The following is a 12,982-nucleotide window of genomic DNA, read 5'->3' as shown; positions in this document are numbered from 1 at the left end:
AAACAAAAGTTCAAGACTGGAATTAAAAATAGTTTCGGCGCACCTTTGGTGCGCCGAAACTATTTTATCCAATTATCTTTTTAATCCTCAGACTATTTTTTCTCTTTCAAAGTTTCTTTTAAAACTTTCAGTTTTCCATCAATTGGCTGATCTATTTTTAATCCTAAAACCTCAGCAACTAAAGGATATACATTAATGTTGGCAAATTCAGGGATCACCAGATTATTTTTAAATTCAGGTCCCCATGCAAAGAAAGTGGCTTTCATTTCAGGAACCAGTTTTGGGTTGTAACCATGTTTTCCAACCGATGATTTTTTACCTTTTTCAAGAAATATTTTTGGTGCTTTTGGAATAAGAAGAATCTGTCCTATTCTGTTGTACTGGTCATCTCTTGTTGCAAAATGCAGGTATTTAGGAAGCCTTTTATCGAGATATACTTCGTAATCATCTGTTTTCTTAACTTTCAGTTCTTTGTAAACCGCTTTTACCTCATCTGAGTTTTTAACGTAAACTCTCAGCAAAGTCTGAGAATTATAAAAATCAAATCTGTTTTTATCAAAAAGAATAGCCGGGATTTCCAAAGGAGCACCTCCGTCTACTTTGATCATTCCATGATCGGAAACAAAAACAAAGTTGACATTTTTTAAGCCTAAATCATTTACTTTCTGAACAAGATCACCAATTGCCTGATCTACCAGGTGAACAGCCGTTTCTGTTTCTTTGGTATCCGGACCAAAATGATGCCCGCTTCCGTCTACTTCAGGGAAATATAATGAAATAAAGTGTGGTCTTTTATCTTCCGGCAGTTTCAGCCAGTTGACTACTTTTTCTACTTTTTCAGAAGGGGTAAATTTTTCATGATAAGGATAATAATACGTTGGTCTCATTCCTCCGGCGTCGCTTGCAGATCCTACCCACATTAAAGAGGCTGATACCATTCCCTGTTTTTCAGCAAGTCCCCAGAGCGGAGTTCCTCCATACCAGCTTCCGTCCTCAGCATTCTTTTTATTGCTCATTGCGTAGTTTTCCTTTCTCTTGTAATCATAGAAAAAGTTATCAATCAAACCATGATGCGAAGGATAAAGTCCGGTGATTAAGCTCCAGTGATTTGGAAAAGTAATACTTGGATAACTCGGAATCATTGCTTCAGCCTTTACGCCGCCATTAGCCAGTTTTAAAAGATTCTCAGCATTATATTTCTGGGCATAATCATAACGGAAACCATCCGTTGATATCATAATTACATAAGGTTTTGACTGCGCTTCCGTACTGTTCTGTCTTCCCGGTATAATAACCTGAGCAGTATCTACACTAGTCTGTTGAGCAAAAACCGTAAAGGAAATTAATAACAGTAAAAAATGGATTCCTCGCTTCATTGTTTTTAAATTTTCGGCAAAGTTACATCCTATACTTCTCCCTGAAAAGTTTAAGAGATTAAAAGTATATTAAAACCTCTTATTTTTTTTGAATCAAAATTAATATCTGTTAAATAGTTCTTTTCATTTCAAATTGTGACAACCAATTGTTCAGTCCTATTTTTTCGCTAAGAAATTGGCTGGTATTTTCGGAAGAATCATCCACATTGTTCAATACCACAGCCTGTCCTCCATTTTTTTCTAAAATAACATTGAAAAGCATCGTTCCTATTCCTTGATTTCTATGATTTTTATCTACCGCAATCTGATATATTTTTCTTGAAACAGGACCATAAACAATATATCCTACTAATCTTTCTTTATTATAAGCTCCTAGAGTAATATAGTTTTCCGGCATAGGTTCCAATACGAAAACAGATCCTTGCCATGAAGGTTCAATATCCCAGAAAGAAGAGAGCAACTCCCACTGAAAGGTTTTCAGGTCTTTTATGGATATTTCAGTATTTGCTTTTCCATGTTTAATATTCCCGTTAAAGCAAAGCAGCCTTCGGACAATTGTGAATCCTAAATTTTCATACGCTCTGATGGCTGGCTGATTTCCCTCAATAACTTCGAGCAATAATGTATTCGCGTTTCTTTTTTTTAAAGCAGGAACAATAAAATCATACATTTTTCTTACCATGCCCTTACCTCTGCTTTCCGGTACTACTCCTGTGCCTCCGTTATAAATAATCTTTTCACCATTTTCAACTTTCTCAGACTGAAGAATAAATCCTACCAGTTCTCCATTTTCAAATGCTCCGGCAGAAATGTCCATATCCAGTTTTTCTGCAGCTATTTTTGCAACAAGTACTTCTTTGGTAAGATGAAAAGGAATCACATAATCGGAAAAAGAATGATTGAACACTGATAAAAGCTCATCTATTGTAATATTGGCCAGAGTTTTAAATTCCATTGGTTGTAAAAATTATAAGGTCAGGAAACTGCCTTTTGTTAAGAATAAGAGTATACACAAATATATGAATTTTAAAGCAATCTCCCTGAAATCGGGACTTTAAGAAAAAATGATACCCCTGAAAAATCAGAGGTATCATTGCTAAATATTTAAGGTATTAAAAAAAATTATTCTTTAATCAATTTTTCGTAAGACAGGGTTCCGTCTTTCAAAGTGATTTCAAAATAGTAAATACCAGATTTCAAATCTCTGACACTGATATTTTCTCCCTCAAGTTTTACAGATCTTACTTTTCTTCCGGCAGATTCATAAATATCAACAGATTTTATGTTGCCTGCATTTTTAAAGCTAACTGTTTCTTTAGCCGGGTTTGGATAAAGAATCGTTTTTTTACTTTCCACAACGGTTTCGTTAGTCCCTAAAGTACCAAAATTAAGAGCTGTAGTCCCACAACTGTTGGAACCATGGTACGCAATCGTAAAATTTGACAACCTGCGTCCATAAGTAATGTTTAAAGGACTTGTAGGTGGAACAGTAAAGACATAATCGTTAGCATCTCCAGTATTTAAAGCTCTTGTAGCAATTACTGTACGAACACTTCCAGCTACTGTATTAGATGTTACAGTCCAGTTTTGAGTCCCATCCAAAGGCGGAACAACGCCCTGCCCATTAAATGTTCTGTCACTTAAATTAGTCCCATCAAAAATGACAACATCTTTCCCAATATCATCCATATTGGTTGTATTAAAAGCCATTCCCAGCCATCCTGTAGAAGGGCCAATAAGGGTAAGAGTAACTAAAGAAGGGCTAAGATCTATCTTCACCGAATAGGCCAAATCTGCTCCTCCCGGTGTGGAAAAGAGAGGCACAGTACCACTCGAATACTGACTTTTTACCTGTAAAAAAGCAAAAAGCCCGATTAATAATAAGGTAGTTTTTAATTTCATATGATCAATTTTTTAATAGGTTAATAATATCTTGATTTTTAGAAAACAGAGCATATTCAAACACAGTTTTCCCCTGTTTGTCTGACAATGTCTTATTTGCTTTATTCTTTAGCAGCAGCTCAACCATGTCTTTGTTTTGAGACTGAACAGCATATATCAACGGGGTTATTCCGCTGCTGCTTGGCACATTTGGATCAGCCTTGTTCTCTAATAATTTCTGAGTAAGATTTCTATCTCCTTTAAAAACAGAAGCCGTTAAAGCCGTTCCTTCTTCACTTGCATAATTCATATTTTTAACGTGGGTAATTAAAAATTCCGCAACCGGAGTATTTCCTCTGTAGCAAGCTAAAATAAGAGGTGAAAATCCATTCTCATTGACCTGATTAATAATATCAGGATTTTGTTTCATCAGCGCCTGTACTTCAGCTACAGTTCCACTTCTGGCAATATCAAATATTGATTTTGTCTTATCCTGAGCAGAGATCAATGAGCTCAGGAATAGTCCTAATATTAAAATTAGATGTCTCATTGTTTTACCATTACGTAGTTGTATTCAATATTGACATTTTCTGCCACCTTCTTGGTAACCATTTTTGGAATAGTCACTTTATAGTCTACAGGCCTGGCCACAAAGCCACCCTGCATATAGATTTTACCATCTTTTGCATATAAAGTGGCAGAAGAGGCAACGGCTTTGTCTACTCCATGAAAATTTAGAGTCCCCTGAACGGTATACTTCTGAGGGCTTGCACTAAGCTTCGTTTTATCAAAGTTCACAATCTTCCCTTTGAAAGTAGTTTTTGGGTATTTTGCAGATTCAGCATAGCTTTCATTGAAATGCTCTTCCATTAATTTTGTTTTAAAATGAAAGTTTTTAACGGTTGAAACCGAGGCCATTTCACCGTTGTCTGCATTGAGAATAACAATATTGTTATCATCCTGAGCAAAAATATCATCAAACAGAGGAACCGAGGCTTCAAAAGTTACTTTCCCTGTTTTAGAACTGTATTTTTGTGCTGAAACGTACCCTGCAGAAAGAAGTAATACGCTTAATAATGCTAATTTTTTCATATCAATTTTTTTAATTTTCATTTAACCCATCAGCTTTCCATTTGATGAAAATATTGATTTGAGCTGCAGACATAGATCCTCCCTTCGGCATTTTCTCTGGATCACCATTAGGTCTTTGGATACGGTCCAGAATTCCGTCTATATTATTTTTTACCTGATCATAGGTAACCAAAGGTTTAAAACTTCCTGCTGAATGACAGCCTATACAGCTGTTATCCATAATAGGCTTTACATCTACAGTATATCTTACAGGTGCAGTGATAGGTGTTTTATCAGAAATTTCTTCATAAGTTCTGCTGTCACAAGCCATCAGTATTATTGCTGATGACAATATCAATAAGGATGTTCGCTTTTTCATATTAAAAAACTCTATAAAGATTAAACCCAAAGAAAATATGTCCCTTTCCCCATCTTCCGGTAGCATTGGTAAGATATCCGATATCTGAATTTATCTGGGAGTTCGTGAGTAAAAGCTGGAAAACATGTCCTCCAGTTTCTATATCTACCCCTAATGATAAGGGATTTTTATAAAAACTGTGATCGTCGAAATTCACAAAGTATTCTGCATTCACAGAAACTCTTTTTGAGATTTTGTAACGTCCTCCCAAACCTGCCAAAAACTGATTTTTGTTTTCAATGGTAGGTTCGTAAAGGTTTTTATGAACAAAGGAAGGTGTAAGCTGCACTGAAAGCTTATCACTAAATCTTCGCGAGATTAGGGCCTGTGTCAGATAAGAAAGCCTGTCACTGAATTTAAGATATGGATAGGTATCTTTATCCAATTCAGTATTGGCACCCATTACATTATACCCCACAATATCCACCGGAAAGTTTTCACTTTGTTTTACCAGCTTGTATTTCACTGCTCCTTCAAACGTTTTCATATTCGTTTCTCGGGAAAGGCTTACAGATACTGCGTCTGAAATACCGTAGATAACGCCTAATTTGGTGGAAGCATGATCCAGACCAAAAAAATCTTTGAATCCTGCGCTTATGTCTCCAAATCTATGGGCTACAATAATGTACCATTCTTTTTTCGCAGCGAGTTTTGTAGATTGTCCTGTAACTATCTGAAGAGCTTTAAAGGCTGGTTGTGAGGTTTCTGAATTGGTTTTAACGGTATCAATATCTTTCAACAGGTCTTCCTGTGCAAAGACAAGACCTGAAGAAAATATTGACAAAAATAAGAGAGTTTTTGTCATATAAAATTTGATTTAAATTATGATATAACAAACTTATCGAGTTCTCAATTCAAAAATAGGTGATAAAAGTCACCATTCAAATTGTTTTTATCAATGATAGAAATAAACAATTCAAACAAATAAAATTAGATCATGCTAACATTTTCATTTACAGCAACTTTTATTCCTTCTTTAGTCTGAACAATTTCACCTTCGCTTTCAATTTTTTTCAAAACTCTGCTTACAACTTCTCTTGAAGTTCCCAAACTGTTGGCAATTTCACGATGCGTGATCTTAATAGGATTGTTTCCTGTGGATGAAATCTGTTGTTTAATATAATTCAGAACTCTCTTGTCCAGCCTGTGGAAAACAGCATCATTTACCATATTCATCACTTCTGAAAATCTACGGTCATATTCGTGGTAAAAGAGCTTATTTATTTCGGGAAATCTGATGAGCCATTCGTGCATGATAGAAACGGGAATAAGAATAGCTTCGGAATCTTCTTCTGCAATAGCATACACCCTGCTGGTATAATCGGTGAGGATAGACGAAAAGGTCATCAGACAGCTGTCTTTAGGTTTGATATAATAGTAGATGAGCTCTCTTCCATCATTAAGGGTAAACACCTTGATAGAACCTTTTATTAGGAAAGGTACAAATTTGTTTTTCTGTCCTTCTCTAATGATTTCGGTTTTTGCTTTTATATCAATGGCAACAGCATGCTTTTCCAGCTCAGATAAAAAATCAGCACCTAAAAAGCCAAATTTACTTACAGCGAACGAGTTATCAATCATATCTTATATTTTCTGCTTTTTCTTAAACAAAGATATAAAATTGATATATCGTTATTATATATTTTTAACTTATTAAATAAAATTAACAATTCAAAAGTAGGTTTTCATTACTATTTTACAAAATTCTGAACATAAAAAAAGCTCCGGTAAAAAACAAAGACATTTTTATTTTTTTGTAAGAAAAGTACTACACCAAATGTTTTCTTCTGCTAATACGAAAGATTCAACTTCTTTGATTTTTCGAAGGGGATATTGTTAGTCAATAATAATTCCACATAAGAGAACACAAATAAACAACTGTATATCAATATTTTAAAAACAATAGGTAGCTAATGGGTATGCTTTTTTTGTTTTTTAAATATCCATTATTGTAAAATTGCATTTGATACATAAGAAAAAAAATACACAAATAACTCAAAACACACAAACATGAGAAAAACACAAAAACAATTGTAACTGCACTCAATACATACATTTTTGCATTTACACAACGCATAGCAGTACCAAGTAGGAATTAAAAATTACAGACATAACTGATTCTACAAGATACAAGATGAAAAACCAAAGTTCCCTAAAATTGATAAAGAGTTTACAAATACACTCTTTTGGCACTTATAATCTTTACAGACTGTTGCCGTTAATAGTTTGTTTTATCAACACTTCAGTATTTGGACAAATATCCATTATACCTTTAAATTGTAATGGTAATTTGACAAACACTTTCAAATTCGATTTCGTCACACCAGTATGTGCCAATTCTACAACTTTTGACCCTCCATTTACGAATCAAGAAGCTGCACCTAATATGGTGGGTCAATTTGATGTTGACATCCTTAATGTAGCAGGTAATACTTTTCAAAGTATTAAATGGAAATTGGTAGAATCTAAGTGGTTAATACTCAGATATTAATATTGCATTAACCAACCTTTATCACAGAAAAAGGAGGTTTCATAATTGGTGTCAACACCTCCTTAACACAAGAAATATTAGTTTTTAGAATCTACTACAAAAGCAATGGTATTGTCTATAGTTTCAGATGTACAAAATATCCAAATCCTCCCTTAAATGAAGTTTATGTAAAAGGCACTAATAAACGATTAGTTGTGTATAATGGCTTCAAATGGAGCTTCTGGAAATCTTAGAGAAGATGAAACCTCTACGATTACATCAATCAATTTCAAATATGTATGAACTTGGCATTTGCCTCACATATCAAAAAAGTAAGTTTTACAAATAAAGACTAATCAATTGAATAATAGATACTGGATTACCAGAAAAAAAATAAGCTCAATAACAGCCAATTGGCTACCCATTTCAAACTGAGTAGAAACACTGTAACAAAGTGGAAAAAAATATTTGTTGTATAAGCCTGCCTTGACCTTAATAAAACAAAGTAAATCATGACATTATCATTAATTAAAAAAGAAATACATAGAAGTTCTTTTTTCTGTCGTGCTATATTTCTAGGTATTCAGATTTTCTTTAATTCTTTGTATGCCCAGGACAAAAAAGCGACAGATGATAAGGTGGAAATTGTCTTTGTGGCTCAAGGAACTAAGATTTATTCAGCTGATCAAAGTTTTAATAATCAGATTGATCAAGGGAAAGTTATTGTAGAGAATGGAGATCTTTCTTTTGAAGAAAATGATGATTCTCATAGAGTTTTGATTGTTTCGACTCCTAATTCTAAAATTCCAAGTTTTTCACGACAAGTGAAATCATCTGAGGAAAAGAAAAAAAAGGAATTACTTAAAAAAATCAAAAATGAGATAGATCATTACGAAGCCCAAAAGGAGTCTTTCGAGAAAAAAGATTATCATAGTTTTCCTTCTCCATTTCAGTTTTTTTCTTCACATTCCACTTCGCAAAATTGCATTGCACCATGTAACACATCACATGACTTTTCTAAAATATATACAGATCCGAAAAAGTATTCTATACATCATGATCTAGACAATCTGCACACTCAGAAATATTCATTTTATAACAATAAGTCTTTAGACTTTTGTTTTTCTGATGTCTTTTCTATAAGGCCTCCACCTGTATTGGTTTTATAAATAGTGAATTTTACAATTTTATAAAAACTCTTACAATTTTTTGTAAGGAAACCTAATACATTTCAAAATATGAAACTAAAACGTTTTTTTAAAAATATGAAAACGCAATGGGTGCTGGTGCTTCTGCTATGTACATCTATCGCTTTTTCTAAAACTATACTGGCGAATAGTAAGTTTGCAAAAAGTATAGTAAATAGTCTAACAGCAGGGACTAAATCTAAAACTCCTAAAGCTGTAAAGACTTCCGTGGCATTTGCTCCGGATACAGATTTAGATGGCATTACAGACGATCTTGATCTTGATGATGATAATGATGGAATATTGGATACGGTTGAATGTCCAGCCACAGATATTGTGACCAATGGTACTTTTACTACCAACTTAACTGGCTGGACAGCAGGAACCGGCTGGGCGTTTAGTAGTGGAACTGCAACAAATACAAGTGATTTTACCACTAGTTCGCTTTCACAGTCTCTTACCAATCTTGATAAAGTTCCCAATAATACAGTTTCTCTTACTGTAAAAATTGGAGCACAGGATGCTGGTAATAGTGCAGGAAATACATCAAGCTTAGATATAATGCTAGGAGGTGTTGTCTATGCAACTTTATCAAACAGTGTGCTAAGAAACACCAGTAACGTAACCATAAGTCTTGCTCCGGGAGTAACCAGTAATTTTGTTACATTTGGTACTTCAAGTATAACTGGCTTTACGACTTCAACTTTTACAATTAATATCCCTTATAGTGGACCAAGTAGCTCAACTTTGGCTTTCAGAATGAATTCTGGAGGAGATGACTGGTCTGTAGATGATGTTTCAATTTCTGCATTGATTTGTGATATTGATGGTGATGGAATTCCAAATTATCTAGATCTGGATTCTGATGGTGACGGTTGCCCTGATGCTGTTGAAGGAGGAGGCGGTTTTACTAATGCCAATTTGGTGACTGCTACGGGATCACTTGCTACCCAGTCACCCAATAAGAATCTTGGGAATACAGTTGGGGCTAATGGTGTTCCTACAATTGCAGGGGCCGGGCAAAATATCGGAGTCTCACAAAACAGTAATGTAAATGCATGTACTGATAGTGATGGTGATGGTATCGCAAATGTTTCTGATCTTGATAACGATAACGATGGTATACTGGATGTCAACGAAAAAGTTTGCCCACTGACAGGACAAACCATAAGAATTGGATATATTCCTAATAGCAGAGATTTAGATGGTGACACTGGTTACACTTTTGATGGGTCTTTAATGAGTGGTTCCGGAGCATTAAAATTAACTAATCCTGCTAATTTTGGTACGAATGGTACTGTGAATGCCAATATAGTATTGATCAATATGGGAACTGCTCCCATTACTAAAGCGATTATTAACTCACTCAATCTGAATGCCATCTTCCTTGGCGGTATTAATGATGCTGCTGCTACCCCCAATTCATATTTATCAGCGGCTGAATTCAACGCCATTAAAGACTGGTCAGATGATTCTCAAAATAATTATGTAGTATCAACCCAAGCTCAGACACAACCTTGGGGTACCAGTGTGGTGTCACAAATTTCAAATCCGAATGTACCTACATCATACGGAAGCCAGACTTCTATTTTCAAAGGCCCTTTTGGAAAGGTTACATCATTCACTCAAGGGGGAGGATATCAAGGTTATTTTTCCTCTATAACTGCCTTGTTTGGAGCGAATGCACTTGCAGTCAATGGAAGCAATGGACCTGTAATGTATGTCGATGGGATTTATAACGACTTAATGATTGCAGACGTTGATATCCTGACTACAACTGGTGGTATTACATCAGGAAGCAGCGTGACATCCAATAATGATATACTTTTTATGAACATCTGGGCATTTGTAGCTGAGCAATCTGCATGTACTTCTTATAAAGATACAGATGGTGATGGTATTCCTGATTATCTGGATCTGGATTCCGATGCTGACGGCTGCCCTGATGCTGTTGAAGGTGGCGGCGGTTTTAGCAATGCCAATCTGGTGACCGCTACAGGATCACTTGCTACCCAAAATCCTAATAAGAATCTTGGAAATAATGTAGGAAGTAATGGTGTTCCTACAATTGCAGGAGCCGGGCAAAATATCGGAGTTTCACAAAACAGTAATGTAAATGCATGTACTGATAGTGATGGTGATGGGGTCACAGATGTTTCTGATCTTGATAGCGATAACGATGGTATACTGGATGTCAACGAAAAAACCTGCCCACTGACAGGACAAACCATAAGAATTGGATATATTCCTGATTCCAGATCAGGAAATAACGGATATACCTTTGATGGAACTCAAATGAGTGCTTCCGGAGCATTAAAATTAACTAATCCTGCTAATTTTGGTCCGAATGGTGCTGTGAATGCCAATATAGTATTGGTCAATATGGGAACTGCTCCCATTACTAAAGCGATTATTAACTCACTCAATCTGAATGCCATCTTCCTTGGCGGTATTGATAATGGTACTACTTCATATTTGTCAGTGGCTGAATTCAATGCTATTAAAGACTGGTCAGATGATTCTCAAAATAACTATGTAGTATCAACCCAGATTCAGACACAACCTTGGGGTACCAGTGTGGTGTCACAAGTTTCAAATCCAAATGTACCTACATCATACGGAAGCCAGACTTCTATTTTCAAAGGCCCTTTTGGAAAGGTTACATCATTCAATCAGGCGGGAGGCTATCAAGGTTATTTTTCCTCTATAAATGCCTTGTTTGGAGCGAATGCACTTGCAGTCAATGGAAGCAATGGGCCTGTAATGTATGTCGATGGGATTTATAACGACTTAATGATTGCAGATGTTGATATCCTAACTGCACTTGGTGGTGTTACAGCAGGAAGCGGAGTTTCATCCGATAATGATATACTTTTTATGAACATCTGGGCATTTGTAGCTGAGCAATCTGCATGTACTTCTTATAAAGATACAGATGGTGATGGTATTCCTGATTATCTGGATCTGGATTCCGATGCTGATGGTTGTCCTGATGCTGTTGAAGGTGGTGGTGGTTTTACCAATGCCAATCTGGTGACTGCTACCGGATCACTTGCCACCCAAAATCCTAATCAGAATCTCGGAAATAATGTAGGAAGTAATGGTGTTCCTACCATTGCAGGAGCCGGGCAAAATATCGGAGTTTCACAAAACAGTAATGTAAATGCATGTACTGATAGTGATGGTGATGGGATCACAAATGTTTATGATCTTGATAACGATAACGATGGTATTCTGGATGTCAACGAAAAAATTTGCCCACTGACAGGACAAACCATAAGAATTGGATATATTCCTGATTCCAGATCAGGAAATAACGGATACACCTTTAATGGAAGCCAAATGAGTGGTTCCGGAGCATTAAAATTAACTAATCCTGCTAATTTTGGCCCAAGCGGCACAGTAAAAGCAAATATAGTATTGGTCAATATGGGAACTGCTCCTATTACCAAAGCGATTATTAACTCACTTAATCTGAATGCTATCTTCCTCGGTGGTATTGATAATGGTACTACTTCATATCTGTCAGCGGGCGAATTTAAAGCCATTAAAGACTGGTCAGATGATTCTCAAAATAACTATGTAGTATCAACCCAGATTCAGACACAATTCTGGGATACCTCTGTAGTATCACAAGTTTCAAATCCAAATGTACCTACATCATACGGAAGCCAGACTTCTATTTTCAAAGGGCCTTTTGGAACGGTTACATCATTCAATCAGGCGGGAGGCTATCAAGGTTATTTCTCCGCTATAAATTCCTCGTTTGGAACCAATGCGCTTGCTGTCAATGGAAGTAACGGGCCTGTAATGTATGTTGATGGGATTTATAATGACTTAATGATTGCTGATGTTGATATCCTGACTGCACTTGGTGGTGTTACAGCAGGAAGCGGAGTTACATCCAATAATGATAAACTTTTTATGAATATCTGGGCATTTGTAGCTGAGCAATCTGTGTGTACTTCTTATAAAGATACAGATGGTGATGGTATTCCTGATTATCTGGATCTGGATTCTGACGGTGACAGCTGTCCTGATGCTATTGAAGGTGGTGGTGGTTTTACCAGTGCCAATCTGGTGACAGCTACAGGGTCACTTGCTACCCAGAATCCTAATCAGAACCTTGGAAATAATGTAGGAAGTAATGGTGTTCCTACAATTGCAGGGGCCGGACAATCTGTTAATAATTCTACTAATGCACTGGTTAATCTTTGCTATTGCTACAAAACCCCGGCATCTCCGGGTGGAGGAAACCCTAATCCAGTAAAATATGGTATCACTCCACTGAACAGAGCAGGTTCAGGTTCTTCAGAGTGGCCGGGAGTAAGACGCAGCGCATGGGCGGCGCTGGAAGCCAAATCAAAAGGTTTTGTGGTTAATCGTATGGCATTTGTGGATGCAGATAGTAATCCTGCCACTCCTACAACTCCACCTTTAGCTAGTATTCCTGCTGCAAATTATGTTGAAGGAATGATGGTCTATGACACAGTAGCGAACTGCCTGAAAATCTATAACGGAACAGTATGGAGTTGCTATTCAACTCAAACATGTCCTGACTAATTATTAATGTAGAATT

Annotated in this window: 10 protein-coding genes and 1 pseudogene; 3 read left to right on the top strand and 8 right to left on the bottom strand. The window is 36.1% G+C overall.

Going from position 1 to position 12,982, the window contains the following annotated elements:
- Nucleotides 1-92: 92 nt before the first annotated feature.
- The 8 genes from ACM6F9_RS02070 to ACM6F9_RS02035 all read right to left on the bottom strand — a co-directional run bounded on the left by ACM6F9_RS02070 (nt 93) and on the right by ACM6F9_RS02035 (nt 6,327).
- On the bottom strand, nt 93-1,376 hold the full coding sequence (locus ACM6F9_RS02070; RefSeq protein ID WP_414844178.1) for an ectonucleotide pyrophosphatase/phosphodiesterase: 1,284 nt from the start codon (nt 1,374-1,376) through the stop codon (nt 93-95).
- Between the two features lie 109 nt (nt 1,377-1,485).
- A complete protein-coding gene (locus tag ACM6F9_RS02065; RefSeq protein WP_414844177.1) occupies nt 1,486-2,331 on the bottom strand; it encodes a GNAT family N-acetyltransferase in 846 nt (281 codons plus the stop codon).
- 167 nt (nt 2,332-2,498) lie between these two features.
- Nucleotides 2,499-3,278: a T9SS type A sorting domain-containing protein gene (locus ACM6F9_RS02060; protein WP_414844176.1), complete on the bottom strand. Its 780-nt coding sequence runs from the start codon at nt 3,276-3,278 to the stop codon at nt 2,499-2,501.
- Between the two features lie 4 nt (nt 3,279-3,282).
- On the bottom strand, nt 3,283-3,807 hold the full coding sequence (locus tag ACM6F9_RS02055; protein WP_414844175.1) for an ankyrin repeat domain-containing protein: 525 nt from the start codon (nt 3,805-3,807) through the stop codon (nt 3,283-3,285).
- Complete coding sequence (locus ACM6F9_RS02050) at nt 3,804-4,349, bottom strand: YceI family protein (protein ID WP_414844174.1); 546 nt, start codon at nt 4,347-4,349, stop codon at nt 3,804-3,806. Before ACM6F9_RS02050 ends, ACM6F9_RS02055 begins: the two co-directional genes overlap by 4 nt.
- Before the next feature lie 10 nt (nt 4,350-4,359).
- A complete protein-coding gene (locus ACM6F9_RS02045; RefSeq protein WP_414844173.1) occupies nt 4,360-4,707 on the bottom strand; it encodes a hypothetical protein in 348 nt (115 codons plus the stop codon).
- Between the two features lies 1 nt (nt 4,708).
- Nucleotides 4,709-5,551 (bottom strand): DUF5777 family beta-barrel protein, encoded by an 843-nt coding sequence (locus tag ACM6F9_RS02040; RefSeq protein WP_414844172.1) that lies wholly within the window; start codon nt 5,549-5,551, stop codon nt 4,709-4,711.
- Between the two features lie 125 nt (nt 5,552-5,676).
- Nucleotides 5,677-6,327 (bottom strand): Crp/Fnr family transcriptional regulator, encoded by a 651-nt coding sequence (locus tag ACM6F9_RS02035; protein ID WP_414844171.1) that lies wholly within the window; start codon nt 6,325-6,327, stop codon nt 5,677-5,679.
- 1,260 nt (nt 6,328-7,587) lie between these two features.
- Here ACM6F9_RS02035 and ACM6F9_RS02030 point away from each other — a divergent pair.
- The 3 genes and pseudogenes from ACM6F9_RS02030 to ACM6F9_RS02020 all read left to right on the top strand — a co-directional run.
- A pseudogene (locus tag ACM6F9_RS02030) lies at nt 7,588-7,695 on the top strand (helix-turn-helix domain-containing protein); the annotation flags it as partial.
- A gap of 33 nt (nt 7,696-7,728) precedes the next feature.
- Nucleotides 7,729-8,385, top strand: coding sequence for a hypothetical protein (locus ACM6F9_RS02025; protein WP_414844170.1), 657 nt, complete (start codon nt 7,729-7,731; stop codon nt 8,383-8,385).
- Between the two features lie 96 nt (nt 8,386-8,481).
- Nucleotides 8,482-12,966: a beta strand repeat-containing protein gene (locus ACM6F9_RS02020; protein ID WP_414844169.1), complete on the top strand. Its 4,485-nt coding sequence runs from the start codon at nt 8,482-8,484 to the stop codon at nt 12,964-12,966.
- Nucleotides 12,967-12,982 lie beyond the last annotated feature (16 nt).

It is taken from the genome of Chryseobacterium sp. IT-36CA2, assembly GCF_949767875.1.
Classification (GTDB): Bacteria; Bacteroidota; Bacteroidia; order Flavobacteriales; family Weeksellaceae; genus Chryseobacterium.
This window is presented reverse-complemented; position numbering and strand designations above follow the sequence as displayed.